Source organism: Curtobacterium sp. DN_7.5, assembly GCF_022655355.1.
Taxonomy (GTDB): domain Bacteria; phylum Actinomycetota; class Actinomycetes; order Actinomycetales; family Microbacteriaceae; genus Curtobacterium; species Curtobacterium luteum.
This window is the reverse complement of record NZ_CP093378.1, coordinates 308,324-328,941: the sequence shown is the minus strand read 5'-3', so window position 1 is coordinate 328,941 and position 20,618 is coordinate 308,324. Positions and strand designations below refer to the sequence as shown.

General features: G+C 68.9%; 17 protein-coding genes. 3 read left to right on the top strand and 14 right to left on the bottom strand.

Going from position 1 to position 20,618, the window contains the following annotated elements:
• Positions 1 to 29 precede the first annotated feature (29 nt).
• Genes MON03_RS01600 through uriH form a run of 3 tightly spaced genes read right to left on the bottom strand, consistent with a single transcriptional unit; the run spans position 30 to position 3,361 of the window.
• Positions 30 to 887: a ribokinase gene (locus MON03_RS01600; RefSeq protein ID WP_242090113.1), complete on the bottom strand. Its 858-nt coding sequence runs from the start codon at positions 885 to 887 to the stop codon at positions 30 to 32.
• On the bottom strand, positions 884 to 2,308 hold the full coding sequence (uriT, locus tag MON03_RS01595) for a uridine transporter UriT (RefSeq protein ID WP_242090111.1): 1,425 nt from the start codon (positions 2,306 to 2,308) through the stop codon (positions 884 to 886). The genes MON03_RS01600 and uriT overlap by 4 nt, the downstream gene beginning before the upstream one ends.
• Before the next feature lie 6 nt (positions 2,309 to 2,314).
• Positions 2,315 to 3,361, bottom strand: a complete 1,047-nt coding sequence (uriH, locus tag MON03_RS01590; protein ID WP_277927269.1) for a uridine-preferring nucleoside hydrolase UriH — start codon at positions 3,359 to 3,361, stop codon at positions 2,315 to 2,317.
• Positions 3,362 to 3,530: 169 nt separating this feature from the next.
• Here uriH and MON03_RS01585 point away from each other — a divergent pair, with 169 nt between their 5' ends.
• On the top strand, positions 3,531 to 4,517 hold the full coding sequence (locus tag MON03_RS01585) for a LacI family DNA-binding transcriptional regulator (RefSeq protein ID WP_242090109.1): 987 nt from the start codon (positions 3,531 to 3,533) through the stop codon (positions 4,515 to 4,517).
• 647 nt (positions 4,518 to 5,164) lie between these two features.
• Here MON03_RS01585 and MON03_RS01580 read toward each other — a convergent pair.
• Genes MON03_RS01580 through MON03_RS01570 form a run of 3 tightly spaced genes read right to left on the bottom strand, consistent with a single transcriptional unit; the run spans position 5,165 to position 8,006 of the window.
• Positions 5,165 to 6,856 (bottom strand): MDR family MFS transporter, encoded by a 1,692-nt coding sequence (locus MON03_RS01580; protein ID WP_175327783.1) that lies wholly within the window; start codon positions 6,854 to 6,856, stop codon positions 5,165 to 5,167.
• Positions 6,853 to 7,476, bottom strand: coding sequence for a TetR/AcrR family transcriptional regulator (locus MON03_RS01575; RefSeq protein WP_022902841.1), 624 nt, complete (start codon positions 7,474 to 7,476; stop codon positions 6,853 to 6,855). Before MON03_RS01575 ends, MON03_RS01580 begins: the two co-directional genes overlap by 4 nt.
• 35 nt (positions 7,477 to 7,511) lie before the next feature.
• The gene (locus MON03_RS01570) at positions 7,512 to 8,006 is read right to left on the bottom strand and encodes a GNAT family N-acetyltransferase (protein ID WP_242090107.1); all 495 of its coding nucleotides are present in this window, start codon (positions 8,004 to 8,006) and stop codon (positions 7,512 to 7,514) included.
• Between the two features lie 95 nt (positions 8,007 to 8,101).
• Here MON03_RS01570 and MON03_RS01565 point away from each other — a divergent pair, with 95 nt between their 5' ends.
• Together MON03_RS01565 and MON03_RS01560 are read left to right on the top strand one after the other, a co-directional pair.
• Complete coding sequence (locus tag MON03_RS01565) at positions 8,102 to 8,956, top strand: TrbL/VirB6 family protein (protein WP_242090105.1); 855 nt, start codon at positions 8,102 to 8,104, stop codon at positions 8,954 to 8,956.
• Between the two features lie 113 nt (positions 8,957 to 9,069).
• Positions 9,070 to 9,804: a hypothetical protein gene (locus MON03_RS01560; RefSeq protein WP_175327785.1), complete on the top strand. Its 735-nt coding sequence runs from the start codon at positions 9,070 to 9,072 to the stop codon at positions 9,802 to 9,804.
• A 1,729-nt stretch (positions 9,805 to 11,533) separates the two neighbouring features.
• Here the strand turns inward: MON03_RS01560 and MON03_RS01555 are convergent.
• The 8 genes from MON03_RS01555 to MON03_RS01520 form a co-directional block, all read right to left on the bottom strand.
• Entirely contained in the window at positions 11,534 to 14,719 is a 3,186-nt protein-coding gene (locus tag MON03_RS01555; RefSeq protein ID WP_242090103.1) for a cutinase family protein, read from the bottom strand.
• Positions 14,720 to 14,992: 273 nt separating this feature from the next.
• Positions 14,993 to 15,223 carry a hypothetical protein gene (locus MON03_RS01550; RefSeq protein ID WP_242090101.1) on the bottom strand — a complete coding sequence of 77 codons (231 nt, stop codon included), beginning with the start codon at positions 15,221 to 15,223 and terminating at the stop codon, positions 14,993 to 14,995.
• A gap of 184 nt (positions 15,224 to 15,407) precedes the next feature.
• Positions 15,408 to 15,785, bottom strand: coding sequence for a hypothetical protein (locus MON03_RS01545; RefSeq protein WP_242090099.1), 378 nt, complete (start codon positions 15,783 to 15,785; stop codon positions 15,408 to 15,410).
• 30 nt (positions 15,786 to 15,815) lie between these two features.
• Positions 15,816 to 16,496 (bottom strand): HAD family hydrolase, encoded by a 681-nt coding sequence (locus MON03_RS01540; RefSeq protein WP_242090096.1) that lies wholly within the window; start codon positions 16,494 to 16,496, stop codon positions 15,816 to 15,818.
• Positions 16,497 to 16,549: 53 nt separating this feature from the next.
• Positions 16,550 to 17,191 (bottom strand): MBL fold metallo-hydrolase, encoded by a 642-nt coding sequence (locus MON03_RS01535; protein WP_242090094.1) that lies wholly within the window; start codon positions 17,189 to 17,191, stop codon positions 16,550 to 16,552.
• A gap of 30 nt (positions 17,192 to 17,221) precedes the next feature.
• On the bottom strand, positions 17,222 to 17,647 hold the full coding sequence (locus MON03_RS01530; RefSeq protein ID WP_022902845.1) for a MarR family winged helix-turn-helix transcriptional regulator: 426 nt from the start codon (positions 17,645 to 17,647) through the stop codon (positions 17,222 to 17,224).
• Between the two features lie 104 nt (positions 17,648 to 17,751).
• Positions 17,752 to 19,716: an amylo-alpha-1,6-glucosidase gene (locus tag MON03_RS01525; RefSeq protein WP_242090092.1), complete on the bottom strand. Its 1,965-nt coding sequence runs from the start codon at positions 19,714 to 19,716 to the stop codon at positions 17,752 to 17,754.
• On the bottom strand, positions 19,713 to 20,594 hold the full coding sequence (locus tag MON03_RS01520) for a carbohydrate ABC transporter permease (RefSeq protein ID WP_175327795.1): 882 nt from the start codon (positions 20,592 to 20,594) through the stop codon (positions 19,713 to 19,715). The genes MON03_RS01525 and MON03_RS01520 overlap by 4 nt, the downstream gene beginning before the upstream one ends.
• Positions 20,595 to 20,618 lie beyond the last annotated feature (24 nt).

The following is a 20,618-nucleotide window of genomic DNA, read 5'->3' as shown; positions in this document are numbered from 1 at the left end:
ACCACGCTAGTGCGGACTGGAGGCGCGTCTCACGCCCGCAGGAACGCCTCCAGTTCGGCGGTGGTCGGGTAGGACGCCTGCGCGCCCGGCTTCGTCGCGGCGTACGCCCCGACCCCGACCGCGAACCGGGCGGCGTCGAGCAGCGTGTCCCCGGCGGCGAGCCGCAGAGCGACGGCACCCATGAACGCGTCACCGCAGCCGGTCGTGTCGACGGGCTCGACCCGGACGGCGTCGACGGGGACGGGCTCTGCGTCGCCGTCGTGCACCGTGCAGCCGGCCCCGCCGCGGGTGACGATCGAGCGGCGGACGCCGTGGGCACCGAGTTCCGCGGCCTCGTGCTCGTTCACGAGGAGGACGTCGGTCAGGTCCAGCAGTTCCTGCGGGACGGCACCGAACGGCGAGAGGTTCGTGAGGACCGTGACCCCGGCCTCGTGCGCGGCCCGGGCTGCGGCGACGACCACGTCGAGCGACACCTCGAGGCAGAGCCCGAGCACCCCGGCGTCGGCGAAGGCGTCGGCGGGGACGTCGGCCGGCGTCAGCGTGCCGTTCGCCCCGGCGGAGATCACGATGGTGTTCTCGCCGGCGCCGTCGACCGTGATGACCGCCGTGCCGGTGGCGACCCCCTCGCGGACGGCGACGTGCGTCGTGTCGACACCGGCGGCCGCGACGGAGTCGCGGAGCAGCGCACCGTTCCCGTCGTCGCCGACCGCACCGATCATGCGCACCGTGCCCCCGAGCCTCCCGGCTGCCACAGCCTGGTTGGCGGACTTGCCACCGGGGAGGATCGCGAGGTCCGACCCCTGGAGGGTCTCACCGGGCTTCGGGAAGCGCTCCGTGCGGACCACGAGGTCGGCATTGAGGCTGCCGACGACGACGATGCCGGTCATGCGGCTGCTCCTGTCTCGGCCGAGGCCGGGCGCGGGATGAGGAAGGACGTGGCGAGGGCCGCGCAGGTGATCACGGCACCGAGCAGCATGCCACCGGAGTACCCGGCGGTGCCCGCGGACCCGCCGGTCCCGAGCGCGATCTGGAGCGCCGGGAGCACCGCGAAGCTGATGCCCGCGCCGAGGTTGAACGCCCCCGCGTTGAGGCCGGGGAGGAACCCGGGGTTCGACTCCGGCGAGAGGACGATGCCGAGGCCGTTCAGGATGATGTTCGCGATGCCCGCGTACGTGATGCCGATGAGGACCGTGGCGGCGACGAGCACGGGGAGCGAGTGCACGCCGACGAACGCCATCACGAGCGTCGCGACGATGCTCCCGACGAGGCCGACGCGGAGCACGGCCCGGTAGCCGAGCGTCGGCGCGAGCCGACCGGCGAAGGGTCCGACGACCCAGCCGACCAGCGCGTACGGCGTGAGGAACGCGAGTGAGGCGAGGTCGGCCTCCATCCCGAAGCCGGCGTCCGGGTTCTGCGCGAGGCTCGTGACCAGTCCGTTCACGACCGCGAACACACCCGTCATCGTGAGCAGTGTCGTCACGAGGAGCGCCCAGGTCCCGCGGCGCTTGAGGAACCGCGTCTCGACGAGGGGCTCGCGCACCCGCGACTCGACCGACCAGAAGACGCCGAAGGCGACGAGGGCGAGGACGATGCCACCCACCACGAGCCCCCAGTCGGCGGCTGCGAGCTTGCCCGCCTCGTTGAACGCGGTGAGCAGTGCGCCGACGCTGACGACGAGCGGCAGGACACCCCACCAGTCCATCCGGGTGCCGGCGGACGGCTTCGACTCGACGCCCCAGGCGGCCACCATGAGGGCGGCGACGACGGTCACGGCCGCGATCACCCAGAAGATGCCCCGGAAGCCGAAGTGCGTGGCGATCCAGCCGCCGGCGAGGGCGTCGACGCCCGCGATGCCGCCGTTGACCGCGGTGAGCAGGCCGAGTGCCGCGCCGTAGCGCTTCGGGTCGGCGATCTCGTTGCGGAGCACGAGCAGGCCGATCGGCACGACGGGGCCGGTGACGCCCTGGATCATCCGACCGACGAACAGCATCGGGACGTTCACGGCGAGCGCCGCGACGACGCTGCCGACGAGCATCACGAGGAGCATGCCGAGGAGGACCCGCTTCCGGCCGACGATGTCGGACAGCCGCGGCAGGAACAGCGAGAAGAGCGCCGCGAGGGTGAAGAACAGGGTCTGCGAGAGCCCGATCGTGGCGTCGTCCGTGCGCAGGTCGCGCGCCATCGTGACGAGTGCCGGGCTGAGCATGCTCGCGTTGAGCTGGAACGCGATGCACGCCGCGAGCAGGGCGGCGGTGAGGGCCGTGACGGACCGCTTCGGGGTCGACGTCGTCGTCGAGGTGGTGGTCATGGTGGGTCAGTGCTCCGGGGTGACGGCGGGGTCGGTGAGGGCGGCGGCGACGGCGTGGGGTGCGTCCGCGCGCGGCGCGCTGGCGCCTCCGCGGGGTGTCCATCCGGTGTCCGGTGTCTCGCCGATGCGCTCGAGGGCGTCGACGACGAGGTCCCAGAACCGGCCGTGGTCGAGTTCGAGCGCCGCGCTCGTCCGGCAGTCGGCGGGCGCGGGTGCGCGGAAGTCCGCGACGGTCATGCCGAGGGTGTGGACGCCCCGTGTCTCGATCGAGATCGGCACCCGCACGGCGCGCACGATGGTCGGGTCGATGACGTACGCCACGGCGCACGGGTCGTGCACGGGCGGTGCGTCGAACCCCTGCGCGTCCTTGTAGGTCTGGCCGAAGAAGTCGAGGAGCTCGCCGACGAAGGCGGCCGGACCGGTGCCGACGGCTGCGATGCGGTCGGCGACCTCGGGGGTGGCCAGTGCCTGGTGCGTCAGGTCGAGCCCGACCATCACGACGTCCCACCCGGCGCGGAAGACGATGTCGGCGGCTTCGGGGTCGATGACGATGTTGAACTCGGCCACCGGGCTCCAGTTGCCGACGTGCACGCCGCCGCCCATGAGGACGACCTCCCGGACACGCTCGACGATCCGGGGCTCCTTCCGGGCCGCGAGGGCGATGTTCGTCAGACCACCCGTCGGGACGAGGGTGACGGTCCCGGGCTCGTGCGCCATGACCGTGTCGATGATGAGGTCGACCGCGTGCCGCGGGTCGAGGTCGAACGCTGGCTCGGGCAGCTCCGGCCCGTCCAGGCCGCTCTCGCCGTGGATGTCGCCGGCGACCTCGATCTCGCGCAGCAGCGGTCGTGACGAGCCGGCGGCGAACGGCACACCGGTGATCCCGGCGATCCGGGCGACGGCGAGGGCGTTCCGGGTGACCTTCGGGAGGGTCTGGTTGCCGACGACGGTGGTCACGGCGAGCAGCTCGATGTCGGGGTTCCCGTGGGCGAGCAGCATGGCGACGGCGTCGTCGTGGCCGGGGTCGCAGTCGAGGATGATCTTGCGGGGCACCGCGGGTCTCCACTTCTTCGGGGATGGGACGTCAGGGCCTGACGCGGTGGGGTCCGCGGCGGAGGAATCAGCTCCCGCGGCGCGTCAAGCGTTTGACATCAGAACACGTCAAGCGCTTGACGTCAACTCGTGAGCGCTTGTCGGCTCGCGCACTCGCTACGATCGCCTGGTGCCCTCCCCCGCCCGCGTGACCGCCGCGATGGTCGCCGAGCGCGCCGGGACGAGCATCGCCACCGTCTCCCTCGTGGTCAACGGCAAGGACCGCGGCCGGGTGTCCGCGCCGATCGCCGAGCGGGTGCGCGCGGCCGTCGACGAGCTCGGGTACGTCGTCGACCACGCGGCGAGCTCCCTGGCGCGGGGTAGCGGGGACCTCGTCGTCCTCATCGCCCCCGACCTGTCGAACCCGTTCTTCGCGGAGGTCATCCGCGGCGTCCGGGACACCCTGACCGACCGCTTCCAGCTCGTGCTGTCCGTGACCGAGCGCGGGCGGCAGCCGGTCACGGCGGACGTACGGCGCTTCGAGCGGCTGCGCCCCGCGGGCATCCTCGTGGACGCCCCGGCCGCGGGCGAGGACCTCTCCGCCGGCGTCCCCGTGGTCCAGCTCGACGCCCCGGGCGGGGCCGACGCCGTGAACTACGACCTCGCGACCGGCGTCCAGGAACTCGTCGCGCACCTGGCCGACCTCGGGCACCGCCGCATCGGGTACCTCGACGGCACCTCGCGCGCGGCGACGTTCGCCCTCCGCCGCCGACTCCTGGAGGACGCCGCCGTGGCCGCCGGACTGTCGGTGTCCCCGATCGTCGGTTCGGCGGACCTCGCCGTGGACGCCGGCGCGTCGACCGCGGACGACCTGCTCGACGACTGGCTCGACGACGGGGTGACGGCGGTCGTCGCCGCGGCGGACACCCTGGCGTACGGGGTGCTCCGTGCTGCGGCGGCTCGAGGGGTGGCCGTGCCCGGGCGACTGGCGGTCGCCGGCTTCGACGACCTGCCGTCGTCGTCGGTCACGGCGCCCGCACTGACGAGCGTGGCCCTCCCGGGCGCGGACCTCGGTCGGGCGGCGGCGCTCCGACTGCTCGCGACGTTCGACGGCGGTGCCCCGGAGGCGCCGTCCCTGCCGACGTGGCTCGTCGTGCGGGCGAGCACCGCCGGCTGAGCCGCGCGGCGCGGGCCGCGTGGGCGCGAGACTCGCGCTGGGCGACAGGACTCGCGCTCGATCGCGCGAGTCCTGTCGCTCAGGCCGAGTCTCGGGACCGGTCCACGTGACGGACGGGAGGCGCGGTGCCGGCTGGGCGCGCGCCTCCCGTGCGGTGGTCGGCGGGTCCGAGACTCGCGCTGGGCGACAGGACTCGCGCTCGATCGCGCGAGTCCTGTCGCTCAGGCCGAGTCTCGGGACCGGTCCACGAGACGGACGGGAGGCACGGTGCCGGCCGGTCCCGCGCCTCCCGTCCGCTGGCCAGCGGGTCCGAGACTCGCGCACGGCGACAAGGCTCGCGCCGATCCGCGCGAGAACCGTCGCACACCGCGAGGCTCGGGACCGGTCCACGTGACGGACGGGAGGCACGGTGCCGGCTGGTCCCGCGCCTCCCGTGCGGTGGTTGGCGCGTCCGAGACTCGCGCAGGCCGACAGGACTCGCGCCGATCCGCGCGAGTCCCGTCGCTCAGGCCGAGTCTCGGGACCGGTCCACGTGGCGGACGGGAGGCACGGTGCCGGCTGGTCCCGCGCCTCCCGTCCGGTGGCCGGCGGGTCCGAGACTCGCGCAGGGCGACAAGGCTCGCGCCCGATCGCGCGAGTCCTGTCGCTCAGGCCGAGTCTCGACCCACGCCGTCGCCCGCGCCGTCGGCGGCCGCGGCCGCGGGCGCGGCGGCGGCGCCGCCGCGCTGCGCTCGCTCGAGCTGCTCGGCCTCCGCACCGCCGACGGCCTCGCCGCGGGCGACCATGCCGGCCGTGTCGGACAGGGTGATCTGCGGCAGGAACAGTGCGAGCAGGAACGCGACGCCGATGAACGGCAGGAGGTACCAGAACACCGGCGCGAGCGAGTCGGCGTAGGCGTTCACGATGCCGTCCTGCACGGCCGCCGGCAGCTTCGCCACGGTCGCCGGGTCGATGCTCCCCGCCGACGACGCCGCGTCCGTCGCCGATCCCCCGGCACCCCGGAACACGTCCGTCAGGGCCGTGGTGAGCCGCGCGGTGAACAGCGCGCCGAAGACGGCCGTGCCGAGGGAGGCCCCGACCTCGCGGAAGTAGTTGTTGGTCGAGGTCGCGGTCCCGACCTGGTCCGCGGGCACGGCGTTCTGCGCGACGAGCACGACCACCTGCATGATCAACCCCAGGCCGGCGCCGAACACGAACAGGTACGCGCAGATCAGCCAGATCGGGGTGTCCGCCGCGAGCTGGGTCATCGCGAGCATCGCCATCGCGACGAGGACGGTCCCCACGATCGGGAACATCCGGTAGCGGCCCGTCTTCGTGATCAGGATGCCGGAGACGATCGAGGTCCCGATGAGCCCGACCATCATCGGCAGCATCAGCAGCCCGGAGACCGCCGCCGAGGTGCCCGAGGCCATCTGGAGGAACGTCGGGACGAAGCCGATCGCCGCGAACATGCCGATGCCGAGGACGAGCCCGATGCCCGTCGCGAGGAGGAACGTGCGGTTGCGGAAGAACGCGAGCGGGAGCACCGGGTCCTGGGCGCGCGACTCGACGAGCACCAGCAGCGCGGCCGCGACGACGAGGCCGGCGAACCACGCCCAGGTCTCGAGGGCGTCCCAGCCGTGGTCCTTGCTCCCGCCGAACTCCGAGAAGAAGACGAGGCACGTCGTGGCTGCCGACATCAGCAGCACGCCGAGGACGTCGATCCGCTTCGTCGCCTTCTTGGTCGGGAGCGTGAGTGCGAACCAGGCCACGAAGAACGCCGCGATGCCGACCGGGATGTTGATGTAGAACGCCCAGTTCCAGGTGAGGTGGTCGACGAAGAAGCCGCCGAGCAGCGGTCCGCCGATCGCGGAGAGCCCGAAGATCGCGCCGAGCGGGCCGAGGTACTTGCCGCGCTGCGAGGCGGGCACGATGTCCGCGATGATCGCCTGCGACAGGATCATCAGGCCGCCACCACCGAGTCCCTGCACGGCACGGAACACCACGAGCTGCGTGAAGTCACCGGCGAACGCGCACCCGGCGGACGCGATGGTGAACAGCGCGATCGCGACGAGGAACAGGTTCCGTCGCCCGAGGACGTCGCCGAACTTGCCGTAGACGGGCATGACGATGGTCGAGGCGAGCAGGTACCCGGTGGTCAGCCACGCCTGGTGCGCGACGCCGCCGAGCTCGCCGACGATGGTGGGCATCGCGGTCGAGACGATGGTCTGGTCGAGGCTGGACAGCAGCATCCCGGCGATGAGCGCCGAGAAGATGATCCAGATGCGCCGCTGGGTGAGCAGCAGCGGCCCGTCGGAGCCGGGGCGGGCGCGTCGGGCGCCCTGCGCGGTGGCGGTCATGCGGTGGGGTCCTGTCCGGTGGTGGTGAGGGCCGCCCTGAGCTGGCGGAGGTTGTCGGTGAGCAACGCCTCGAACGGCGGGTCGGTCGCCTCGTCGTAGGCGTCGTCGAAGTAGGTGCCGGCGGTGACCTTGAGCAGCGCCCCCGCGGTCTCCGCCACGAGCTGTGCGCGGCGGTCGGCGGGGTCGTGCCAGCCGAAGCGCTCGCGCACGGCGCGGGCGACGGCGGCGAGCTGCACGTCGACGACGTCGAGGAACTTCGGGACCATCGCGGGCTCGCGGTCGAACACCCGACGGACGAGGGCTTCGTCCGCACGGTCGAGTCCGACGACGTGCATCTGCTCGATCGCGAGCGCGACGACGGATCCAAGCGGGTCGGTCTCCTCGGGCACGAGCGTCCGGGCGGCGAAGGCACGGAACATCTCCTCCGACGCGCCCTGCTCGATCCCGAGCACGGCATCGTCCTTCGACGCGAAGTGGTTGAAGAACGTCCGACGGGACACCCCGACCCGCTCGCACAGCTGCTCGATGGTGAAGCCGTGCAGCCCGTGCTCGATCGTCGCCCGGCGCGCCTCGACGATCATGCGTCGGCGCAGCGCGCGGGTGCGTTCGGTGGTGCTCACCGCACCAGAATTGCACTATCGGTCTGAGAGTGCAATCAAGAAGACGACGGCAGCGCCTTCGCGAAGCAGAACGACCACGGCATGGTCTCCGCGTAGGGCGCGTACACCGGGATCTGCTCCCAGCCGGTCTTCCGGTACAGCGCAACGGCCTCGGGCTGCTTGTCGCCGGTCTGCAGGATCACCCGCGCAGCCCCCTGCTCGCGCGCGACCTCCTCCCCCTCGGCCAGCAACGCCGTCGCCGCACCCTTCCCCCGGGCAGCCGACAGCACGATCAGGCGCTTCAGCTCGACCTCGTCCCCGAGGCGCCGCACGGCGATGTGCCCGAGCGGGGTGCCGTCGTCGTCGATCGCGAGCACCGAGGTGATGACGTCCGCCGGGTCGACGGTGAGCACGCGGTCGCGCTCGGCGGTGACGGCGGGGTCCTCCGTCGCGTTCGCCGAGCCGTAGCGCTCGTGCATCTCCTCGTCCATCGTGGCGCGGAGGGCCACTCCGCGAGGGTCGTCCCAGGCGACGCGTTCGATCGTGATCACGAAGAACGATCCTGGCACGCCGACGCGGCAGCACGACGACGCAGCGGACAGTCATCCAGCTCGCCGTCGGCGCGAGCGACGCCCTCTCGGTCGGTGTGATCAACGCCGCCACGGACTGCAGCGTCGCCGCAGACACGGGCACGTCGTCCTGCTTCGGCACGAACCTCGCCGGTCTCATCGGCCTCACGGCGCAGTCGCCCATCGGAACGCTCGGCGTCCTGATCCTGGCGCTGATCGCGATCCTGATGACGTTCGTGCAGATCGCCCTCATGGTCGTTCGATCGGCGGTGCTCGTTCTCCTGCCGGGCGTTCTGCCGCTGACAGCGTCGTTCACGAGCATTCCCAGCGGCGAGCAGTGGTTCCGCCGCTCCCTCGGCTGGTTGGTCACGTTCATCCTCTACAAGCCCGCCGCCGCGCTGATCTACGCCGCAGCGTTCAAGCTCATCGGCACGGACATCTTCTTGAAGGATGACGGCGGGATCTGGTTGGTCATGACCGGCCTGGCGCTGATGATCATCGCCCTCGTCGCGCTGCCGGCGCTCATGCGCTTCATCGCCAGGATGGTCGCCCTTGCCGGCGGCGGAGCCGCTGGCGCGGCGGTCGCCGGCGGTCTCGGCATCGCCGCGGGCGAGCTTGCAACCGGTGCGATCAAGCCCTGGCCGTCGAAGTCGAGCAGCAACACGTCGTCCTCCTCGTCGCGATCGACGTCGAAGACGGAGGCATCGACCGGGTCGACGCAGCCCGGCGGCAAGAGCGGCCGTCCCCAGCCGCGCTGGGAAGCGCACAATCGTCCATCTGACTTAAGAGACATTATCGGCGGACCTGTCAAGCTTCGCGTCTCATCAGTTCTGAGTGACTGCGAGGGTGCTTGCTCGAGGCTCACCGCAAGGAATGGCACGCTGCAGGCCCCCGCGGAGGACTGTGCTCCTGACCGGTTGCAGCTCTACTAGCGTCGCGAGCATGGAGGTCCTCGTCAGTTGATCCAAAGATGCAGAGCGCCGCGTAGCCGAAGCATTCCGAGGCGTACTGCACACGGGAGCCACCGGCAACTAGATTTCACGTCATGACCGAGATGCTGGCGGCGCTCCTGGGCGCACTCCTTGGTGGCCTGCTATCCGCTGGAGGGAGTGCCTGGCAGACGGGCAAGGTCCTGAAGCACGAAACCGCAATGGCAGCAGCCGAGCGCCGTGAGGCTGAGCGAGTGGAAGACGAGCGTCGACAGTCAGTTGTTGCCGATCGGTTGATTGCGGCTCTCGCGAGCTGTCTAACTTCTGCTGAAGGCCGCCTCGACGCTCTTGCTCACTTCGTACGAGTGCGCGCGACTGACGATGTTCACCGTGATCGCGACCGTCGAGAGTCCGCCCTACTTGAATCAGGTGCCAGCTACTCGCATGCCCTACCTGAGCCGGTGAGAGACCGTTGGGATGCGCTCACTTGGCTGGTCCGATTCAACACCTCGACGCAGCCCGAGCGGTCCGATGATGACCGGCGACGCGACTATAGCGACCTGCTGAACTACAGCGAGTATGTGCGGCGATCGCTGCGCGCCGTCAGCGGGGACGATCCGATGCCCCCGCCGTACCCCGCCCCGGATGTCCGGCGTGCAGAGCGCAGGGTATGGGGATACAAGCCTGCACCGGGAAACAATGAGCCTGACCTTTCCGACTGGCAGCTCAGTTCTCGCCTCGTCGGAGAGGTGACCTTCAGCACGGGTGAGGTGCGCTGGTACGGCCTCAACGGACTAGTGGAGGTTCTATCACCGGAGCCCGCAGAACCTCGCGACGACGATAACGGCTGACGGGCCAGGCGCAGGCCACTCAATTGCGACCTAGCCTTCGCTGCAGGTCTCCAAGCGGTCTGCTGGACGGTCTATCCGCGTAACAGCGGCCTTGTCAACGCTGCGAAAAGAGCTGGATGCATCTCAATCGCAGCAAGCTACTATGCAGGAGTTCGAGCGGCTGGGCGCGTGTTCTACAAGGGCAAGGGTGACCCGAGGTAGAGCGCTGACCGTAGATGTAGGAGATGTTGAGTGGCATGGTTGACGAATTTGAAGACGGTCTGAGCGGACAAAGGTCTACCCCGCCGTACGGCGACCGCCGTCAGTCGCTGTCGCCCCCTGGGGTACGCCGGTCGAGGACAAAGACGCTTTTCGGCGGCTTGCTCCTCGGCATTGGCCTTGCGTTCTTTGCTTGGACAGTCGTCAAAATCGTTGTGGCTCTAATCGATGCTTCCAGCGGGGCTGACATCAGCGTTGCATACACATTACTCATAGCGGCCGCGTTTTGCATCTTAGGTGGTGCGCTCCTGCGGTTGCACAACGGAAAGAACTAAAATTGAAGCAAATCTCAAAGCGCCTCTTTGGTGTATGTGTCGCCCTGCTCGCAGTTGGATATATAGGGTTGGCGGCGTTCTTTTTGGTCGTCAACTATGGGGACACAGAGGGGGGCGCCAATATCGGGATTGGTATTCTTGCCATCCTTGCCCTAGGTGCCGGTGGGGTAGGGGTTGTTTCAGGTTTAGCAGCGACCATCATTCGCATCATGGCGTCGCGCAGGGCTTAGCTACCTCTAGCCAGGGACGGTTCCTTGCAGAGAATCATTCGGGTTGACCTCGAGTTAGCGGAAGTTGCCCGTCATTCTCTTGGCCGCATATCTCCTCTGTACTGCAATCCGATCGATGCATGACGCGTGGCTCCCGCACCCGTGTCGGGGGTGGGGGCCACGCGTTCGGTGGCGCGTCCCTCATAGTCAGCATCGTTTCCGGCGACATTGGGGTAACGCTTGTCGCCACGGGGCAGCGCAGCGGTCGGCGAATGCCACCGAGCCGCACATCAAAGCTGGCATAATCTATATTATCGGCGCGAGTTGCTAGGCAGTTGGCGGATCGCCGACTGTGATCGTGAGAGCGAGCGTCGACTCCTCGAGGGCGCCGGTTACGACCCCGACAAGCGCGATGAGAAGCGCCGCGCCGAGCACCGCGACACTATGCAGACACGGAGCGGGGGCGGGCACCAAGGGTGCCCGCCCCCGCTCCGCGTCAGCTGGCGCGACTCACGGTCCCCGCTCCGGCGGTGCTTCGAGTCACTGCCGGACCGGTGACGGTCGGTCTCCCCGCGTTCGTTCAGCGGGTGAATCGCCGGTCAGCACCCTGGTGGGCTGGCGTTCAAGGGACCGTCACCCTGAGGAATACAATCGCTAGGAGCGTGACAAGAATCACCCCGACAAATGCGCCTAGGGAAAACCACGCACCCCGGCGGCCGGTGCGATGTCGAAGTATGCCAAGAACGAGCCCTGCTACGACGACACCGAATCCGATAGCAAGAGATATAGCCATGCTCCCGTACCAGCCAACACCGGAACAGAGTGCGCTTGATTTCTCTCCACAAGCCGCATAGACAGTCAGATTATTGTCGAACACAACACCTGCGCCTACCACGGCCGCGAGCAAGCTCACAAAAAAGGTAACCCAGATCGTGACCAGGTCACTAGTCGAACCCGATCGCTCTCGATTGCCGCTGGTCGATTTACTCATGCGAACTGCCTCAGCCATTTCTCCTCGTTAGTGGGAGTTGGTTCATTCTTGTACGAATTGTGTACCGGCAAGGACATTCCCCACTTCTGGCAGAATATGTCGTTACGGAAGCACCAGGAGCGAGCCTGGGTAACTCTCTTTCCCTTATTGTTAACCGCAGTGTAGTAGTTGATATTGTGATGCCAAGCATGCAGGGGACCGTTATCAGTACCGTTACCCGGCGCATCAATTTTATCGGAATTATCGTAAGTCGGATTGCCTGCGAGCACAGCACCGCGGAAGTTAATTTTGGCGGTTCGCGAGAATTTTCCGCTGGCTATGGTGTTCTCGACGACATGAGCTCCTTGGGAATGGCCACCAAGCCATATCTTTGTGGACGAGCAACTCTTCGCTACTGCATTAACCTCAGCAACGAGATTCGCTTGTCCTGCGGCTACGCTATTCCAATATGCCGGCCCGACGACACCCGCCCATGAGGCAGGGTATTTGAGCGATTCAATTGTGGCATTTTGGTCCCTTTTGAGCTTCTTTGCAACTTGTTCCATCTCGCCCAAACCCCCAGAAGTCCAACCATAACCCCCTCGGGACTTGCCAGAGCCAGCCGGCTCGTTCGTTCCGCGTACCCCGATGAATAGCCACGACGGACAGCTTGAAGTCGCGGATGCTTGCACGGAAGACGACTGTGTCGTCGTGGACGCCTGGGTGGATGCAGACAACGTCGGATCGGCGGTTGCAACGAATGACCAGGTAGGAGAAATGGTGTCTGCGTCACCTGACCCGTCGTTGAGTTTTCCCTTGGCTTCTGCATGCCAGTAGTAGGTCTGGCCGTTGATCAAAGTTCCGTCTGGGACTGCAAGCGGTTGAGCGGACCAGTCAGACTGCGCAATAACGCCTGATCCGTCCTGATTTGCGCTCACGGTATACTGCAGCACCACGCTGCTCGTGAAGGGAGCGCCGTCCGTGTTCGTGTAAAGCACCGGGGCGCTGTCGTTGCTGTTGGCTCCGCCTGTGATTGATGGCACGTAGTTGGCGTTGCTCCATAGCCCGGAACCAAAATCGGATGTGGAGTCAGTGCTGGCGCCGGTTGCATCAATTGATGTTGTGGCGGTAATCGAGTGCGCCGCGGCCCCTGCTGGGATCGTCACAGATGTGCTCGTTGAACCTTGGCTGCTGAGCGATTGAGTATCGGTGATATTGCCATCGAGTGCGACGGACAGCTTCGCCGCGGTCGTGTACGCCGAGGGCGCTGTTACTGTGCACGTCACCGGTGAGGTGAGGGCGTCTCGTTGCCAGCTGCCGTCTGTATACGGAGCGGGGCAGGAGATCGCAGCGGTCGGTGCTGTGCTCGCGATGAACGACCATGTTGGCGACGTCTCGGTTTTGACTGTCGTGGAGCCTCCGCTGGTGCCGCGTACCGTCACGGTCCAGTAGTAGGTGGTCCCAGCCGTCATTACGGTTGCCGGGATCTGGAACGCACCCGTGACCCAGCCGCTGTCGGCCACCGGATCATTCGTAGCTGTGCCATTCGTGATGACGTAGTCGAACTGAGCGTCTGTGCCGAAATTGTCGTTCGCGGGAGCGACCGAGAGGGATCCGGCTGTGTCTGCCTCCGCTCCGTCGGCGGGAGTAGGAGTCAGCGTCTTCGAGAACCAGTCGCCGAGACCAAACGAGTACGCGTTCGTTGCGATAGTGGTGCCGCGGGCGTCGTCAACCTCTACCGCAATAGTGTGCACCCCACCCTGCGCAGGTACCGTCACCGAGGTCGACGTGCTGGCGGTCTCGGAAAGGTCGTTGAGGCTGTCGAGATCTCCGTCCAGATTGACCGTGAGCTGCTGGTTGCTGCTCGACTCCGCGGGCGTGATCACGGTGCACGTGATGTCAGCCGACGGCACCGTCGTCGCCCAGCTACCAGCAGCGTATGGGCTCGGACAAGTGATCGTCGGCGCTTGTGGATTGGTGTACCAGCCCTGCACATCCACAATGTAGTTCGAAGCGTCGGCGACGTTGCGAAGCGCGATCTTCCCGTTCGCGCCGAGCGGGACGGTGATCGTGTTGGTGCGGATGTCGTCGGCTTGGAAGTTGATCGCGGTGGTCCCCGGGTTCGACGTTCCATCGGCGTAGACCTGCGCGTAGCCGGCGCTGCCTGCGTGGGAGACGATGAGCGTCAGCGTGACCGCGGTGATGCCGGATCCCATGATGGGGACGCCGGCCTGGCCGGCGATCTGGATCAGCCGTGTCTCGCTCTTCGCTAGTGCCGTGTTCCCGGATGCCCGGGAATCGTATGCCCGCCCGTAGGAGGGGGTGAAGACGGCCCCGTTGGTGCCGGCTGCGGTGAAGTAGCCCTGCAGGTCGATCACGAGGTTCGCGGTCGATGAGCCGTTCGCGATCGTGATCTTCCCACCCGAGGAGACCGGCACCTGTGCCTGCATCGAGGTGGTGACGGACGGGGCGTAGTGCAGCGCGTTCTGTGGCTTCGTGCTGCCGGTGGCATACGGGGTGAGGTAGCCGTCACTGTCGGTGGTGTTGATCGCGATGAGGTTCACCACGACGCCGGACGCACCGGCCGGGATCCCGTTCGCGCCGGTGATCTGCACGTCGATGCTCTTCCCGGGCGCGATCGTTGCTTTCGCAGCCCCGAGGCCGGACCGGGTGTCGACGATGCGCTTCGCGACGGGTACGAATCCGCCGGCGGCGGTGCCATCCGTGTTCGCCGTGTAGTAGCCCTGCACGTCCAAGATCAGGCGAGCGTTCGTCTCCGCCATCACCTGGATCGTGCCGTCCGCACCAACTGCGAGGGTGGCGGTGTTGGAGGTGAATTCGCCCTTGACCCCGCTGTAGATCAGCATCGTTGTGCGACCCGTGTCCGCGTCAGGGCGACCGAACAAGGTGCCGGCGCCGCTCGAGGCGCCTACTGTGGCGTTCAGCGACACGGCACCGACCGAACCATCGTCAGGCAACCCGAACAGTCCTGCGACCTTGATGGTGCGGTACGTTCCGGCCGGCATCGGGGTGTTGTACCCGCCCGTGCCGGCCTGCGTGTCGAGGATGCGGCCCGTCGCGGGGACGAACACACCACCCGTCCCGGTGTCGTTCAACGCCTGAGCTGGCGGCGCGGCCACCAGCAAAGAGCCGACAAGTGCGAGCGCGCCGAGGACCGCAGCAGCCAGGCTGCGCTTCCTCACCCGCGGAGCGTGCAGAACTGGTTGCACGAGACCCCCTCTATGAACGAACTGCACAAGTTGCTGTTCGTTCTCGCAGCGTAAGAGCAGCGCACGCCTTGAATCGTGTCACCCAAACGGGGGTCGGGAGGAAAAGCCCAGATCAGAGTCGGTAGTACCGGTTCGGTCTTAACGCACTCTCAGCGCAGCGCTTCGCTCGGCATCGAGGGTGTAGCAGCCGACAATGCCGATCGGCGGTTTGTGCTGTCCGGGACGCTTCACCAGCACTGCAGTAGGTCAGGGCTTCCGCGACTTCCGGCTGAGCCGTTCCGTGCTGCGGGACGTCGTCGACGAGCCGCCCGTCATCTCGGTGGTCGTGGTCGCGGGGTTCCGCGACGCGTACCCGGGCGTGATGAAGCGTCCGGAGATAGCCGAACGGTGGGGGCCGCTTCGGCCGAGATTCTTGAGAGCGGTCTCGCGGAGTTGGTCGGCGAGTGCTCGGGAGTGTTCGGCGGAGGTGTCGCTCATGAGTTCTTCCTCCCTGGTCGGATGGAGCGCCTGTTCGATTCAGGATCGACGGCCCGGCCCAGATTGCGGAGCACGGTCTGGCGGAGTTCGGCTGCCAGTTGTCGGGACTTCTCCTCGCGGACGTCGCCGCCGAACAACAAGTGCGGACGCGGGGCTGCTTCCATGACCATGTTCGCCACCTCCATCAGCACGGCTGCGTGGTCCGATCTGTGACGAGGTCGGCAACCACTAGCGCGATCTCATTATCTTCCTCGTGGGCCTCTGGCTGCTGAACAAGTTTCGTGAGAACGGCGAGGTCGACGTTCGACTCGTCGACATCGTGGCTGAGCGCCTTCTCGATCGCCCACTGGAACTGCTGCCGCCATTGCTCGCGTCGGATCTGGGTAAGGCTCCGTGACGCGTTGATCAGTCCGATGACTGCGGCGGTGAGTGCGGCGGCACCGGCGATGATCGCCGCGATGAGGGTGGCTGTTGCCTGGGCGCTCGTGGCACCGGCCGCCGGTACGGGCGAGGGCAGGGGTGTCGGCGACGCTGTGCCCGCTGCCGACACCACAGAGGCCAAGGCAGCCGCTGTCACCGACTGCGTCCACCGTCAGCGCAACGCCGCGATCGGCCCCTCCCCCGCCCGGAACGCCGCGAGGACCGCGGCCGCGTCGTCGTGCACCGCCGCAGCGCCGGCCTCACGGAGCTCGTCACCGCCGACGCCGCCGGTCATCACGCCGATGCTCGTCACACCGACCCGACCGGCTGACTCGACGTCCCACACCGCGTCGCCGACCATGACCGCCTCGCCCGCGTCGACCCCGGCCCGGTCGAGCGCGACCTGGATGATGCCCGGGTCCGGCTTGGCCTGCTCGACGTCCTCCGAGCTCGTCACCGCGGTGAGCCACTGCTCGGCGTCGAGGAGCTCGCGGAGTCGGACGAGTTCGGGCTCGGGCGCACTCGTGGCCAGGACCACGGCGTGCCCGGCGTCGGCGACCGCGGCGAGGAGTTCCCGGGCGCCGGGGAGGAGCCGGAGCCGCGGCTGGTGCTCCGAGTAGTAGGCCGAGTGGTACTGCTGCGCGGTCGTCCGGGTGCCCTCCGAGGCGTCGGGGAGCAGCGCTCCGAGGAGCTTCGCCGAGTCCATCCCGATCGAGCGGTGGATCCGCCAGGCGTCGACCGACTCGCCCGCCGCCGCGAAGGCCCGTGACCAGGCGTCGATGTGGGCGTAGTTGGAGTCGACGAGCGTGCCGTCGATGTCGAAGAGGACTGCGGTCCTGGGTGCGTCGGCCATCACTCGATGGTCCTCCGCGTCGGGCGTGCCCCTTCCCAGGCCGCCTCGTGCGGTCAGACGGTGATCGACTCGCCCGCGGGCAGGATCGTCACGGGCACCGGACCGAGACCGTCCGACCCGAGGAACCGGCCGGCCGACTGCTGGCCGAGGTCGCTCAGCATCGCCTCGTGGATCTGGACCGCCCGCTCCGGCGCGACCGCGCGGACGTAGTCGACCGCCTCGGCCGTGTGGGTCCACGGACCGCTGGTGGGCAGGAGCAGGAGGGGCACCGGGACGCCGGGCACCAGGTAGGCGTCGCCGGGGTGGAAGACACGGTCGGCGACGAGGTAGCCGACGTTCGCGATCGTGGGGATGTCCGGGTGGATGACGGCGTGCTCCTCGCCGAAGACGCGCACCGGGAACGGCCCGACCTCGAACGCGTCCCCGGCCTGCACCGCCGTGACGCGTCCGTCGTGCGTCCCGAGCTGGTCGACGACGGCCTGCGGCCCGCGCACGACGAGCGCCGGGTTCGCCTCGAGGCCGGAGCGCACGGCCTCGACGTCGAAGTGGTCGAAGTGCTCGTGCGTGATCAGCACGCCGACCGCGGAGCGCAGCAGGTCGGCGGACTCGGGCGTGAAGGTGCCCGGGTCGATGACGAGCGTGGTGCCGTCCTGCTCGAGGACGACCGTGGCGTGGTTGTACTTCGTGAGCTCCATGCGAGCAAGTCTACAACACTGTTGTAGACATCATCCGTGGTCGGCGAGGCGGTGGAGGAGTGCCGGGACCCGTTCGAGCAGGGCCCGATCGTCGTCGTCGAGCTCACTGTCGATCGCCGAGGCGAGCCAGTCCGCACGAGCCCGGCGGTCCTCGCGGATCGCGGCCTCGCCGGCCGTCGTGATCCGGATCACCGAGACGCGCCGGTCGTCGCCCGACGTCTCGCGCTCGACCATCCCGCGCGCCGTGAGCTCGGCCACCGTGCGCGACTGCCCCTGGTGCTTCACGCCGCGTCGCCGGGCGAGCGCGGCGATCGTGCGCGGGCCCTCACGGTCGAGCAGCCCCAACGTCGCGGAATGGGCCGGCGGGAGGCTGTCGGCGTGCCCGCGGGTCGCCCGGACGAGCCGTCCGACCGACTCCCGGAGGGCGTCGGCCAGGTCGTCCGCGGGCTCGGTCATGGTCCGACCGTACCCGCCGTCGGCGGGTGCACCAGCGCACCCCGGGACGGACGGGAGGCCCGTGGCGGCGTCGCCACGGGCCTCCCGTCCGTCCCCTGCGTGCGTCAGCGCAGCGCGACCCACACCGGGAAGGCGGCCGCCGCACTCCAGGCCTGCGGTCGGCACGCCGCCGGGTAGGGCGCCGGTCGCGAGACGTCGTGCGCGTCGTCCCCGGCGTGCAGCTCGGGCATGCGGAAGTCGAACGCCACCGCGGCGGCGAGGAGTTGCTCGGCGAGCGTCCGGGCCTCGGCCGTGTGCCCCGTCCGCGTCAGGCCGCTCACGACCACCGCGGTGTCGTGCGCCCACACGGAGCCGCCGTGGTAGCTCAGGGGCCAGTAGCCCGACGCGGTGGTCGACAGGGTCCGCAGGCCGAACCCGCTCGCCATGTCGGGCGCGACGACGCGGGCGGCCACGACGGCCTCCTCCTCCGCGGTGAGCAAACCGGTGCCGAGCAGGTGGCCGATGTTGCTCGTGGCGGAGTCGACCGGCCGCTTCCGGGCGTCGAGCGCGATCGCCGGGTACGGCCCGATCGCATCCTGCACCCAGAAGGTCGCGCGGAAGCGCTCGGCGAGCCGGGCCGCCCAGGCACGCCAGTCGTCGCCGCCGGGTCGTCCGAAGGCGTCGAGCAGGTCGGCACCGTGGACGGCGGCCTCGTGCGCGTACCCCTGCACCTCGCAGAGGGCGATCGGCCCCTCCGCGAGGGTGCCGTCGCGCCACTGCACGCTGTCGCCGGAGTCCTTCCACCCTTGGTTCGCCAGGCCCCTGCCGGACTCGTCGACGTACTCGAGGAGCCCGTCGCCGTCGTCGTCGCCGTGGTCGCGCATCCACGCCAGGGCCAGCTCGAGCGTCGGGAGCAGGTCCTCGACCTCGGCGTCGGGCAGTCCGGCGCGCCACGCGTCGTGGAGCAGGCAGACCCAGAGCGCGGTCGCGTCCACGGTGCCGTAGTAGAGCGGTGGCAGCGAGATCTCGTCGTTGTCGACGGGGAGGCTCGCCTGCCGCAGCTCGTGCATCACCTTGCCCGGCTGCTCGGCGGTCGCCGGGTCGCTCCGGGTCCCCTGCAGTGCCGCGAGCACGCGGAGCGTCCCGGCAGCGATGGACGTGTCGACCGACAGGAGGAACCGTGCCGCCCAGATCGAGTCGCGCCCGAAGAGCGTGAAGAACCACGGGGCCCCGGCGGCGAGGAACTCGCCCTCCGGCCGGGTCATCCGCAGCGCGTCGAGGTCGTCGGTCGCCCGGACCAGCCAGCGCCGGAGCCGGTCGTCGGCGACGCCCTCGGGTGCGGCGAAGGTCGCGGGCGTGGTCGCGCCGCCGACGACGGCGTCGGGCGCGACGACCGCGCAGTCCCAGCCGAGTTCGGTGACCCGGGCGCGCGGGACGCGCCAGGTGAGGACGACGTCGCCGTCGTCGAGCGCGACGTCGGCCCCGGGGGCGTCGAGTGTCACGTCGACCGAGCCGGCCGTCCAGGAGGCGCGGCGCACCCCGTCCGCGTCGGCTCCCGGTGCGAGCACGGCCGACACGGGCGCGGGGGCGCCCCCCGCCTTGACCGCGTCCATGCCGCTCGCGTCCGGCGTGATGCGGACCACCACCTCGAGCGTGCGGCCGTCCGGCCCCGGCTCCGGCTCCGGCTCCGGCTCCGGCTCCGCGGAAGCGGTGCGGTCCTCGATGCGGAGGGTCTCGCGCACGCCGTCGGTGCGGACGGTGCGGCGACGGTCGAGTCGGACGTCGGGGTCGGCGCCCGGCGCGTCGAGTCCGCGCAGGAGCGCCGAGAACACGACCTCGCGGGCCGACGCCGGAGCGACGGACACGGGCTCGACGTCCGACCCGGCGACGCTGACGCCGACCGTGGACACGACCCGTTGGTCACCGGTCCAGTAGCCGTGGACCGGGTTGGTGCCGACCGAACCGTGCCGGTCGGACCACGCCTGCGTGGGCGCGGCGAGGACGACGACCTCGTCGTGCAGCAGCGGTTGCAGGGGCATCGCGGGGGCCTCGGCCTTCGTGGTGGGTGTGCTGGTGGTCGTGGTGGTCATTCCTTGACCGCCCCTTCGCTGGAGTTCATGATGCGCTTCTGGAAGACGAAGAACGCGACCGCGACCGGGATCGTCATGACGAACGCGGCGGCGAGCTTGATCGGGTACTGGTTGCCGGCGCTGAGCGCTCCGGAGGCGAGCGACGCGACGCCCTTGGTCAGGGTCGTCAGGTTCGGCGACGACGTCGAGACGATGAAGTGCGCGAGCTCGTTCCACGAGCCCTGGAACGACAGGATCGTGATGGTGACGACGGCCGGCCGGGCCATCGGCAGCACGATCGACCAGAACGTGCGGAACACCCCGGCGCCGTCGATGCGGGCCTGTTCCTCGACGCTCGCCGGGATCGACTCGAAGAAGTTCTTCATGATGAACACACCGGCGGCGTCGACGAGCAGCGGGACGATCATGCCCGAGTACGAGTCGTACATGCCGAGCTGGTTGATCACGAGGAACTTCGGGATGAGCAGGACGACCCCGGGCACGGCCATCACCGCGATGATCAGCGCGAACACCGTCTGACGTCCGGGGAAGCGCAGGCGGGCCAGCGCGTACCCGGCGAGCGAGTCGAAGAAGATCCGCCCGAGCGTCACGAACACCGCGACGATGATCGAGTTCATCGTCCAGATCCCGAAGTCGGAGTTCTCGAACAGGGTGCGGAACGCAGCGCCCGTCCAGGTCGTGGGGAGCGCCAGCGGGTGCAGCGACGCGTCCTGGTCGGTCTTGAAGGCGTTGACGATCGCGACGTAGAACGGCAGCAGGTAGACGGCGGCGATCAGCGCGCCGACGACGAGGAAGGCGATCCCGCGGACGGTGAGCCGCCGCGGCCGCCGGCCCGGGCCGGGCGCCTGCGTGACGGTGGCGGCGCGGAGGTCGGGCACCGCGCCTCCAGGCCGGGTGGAGGT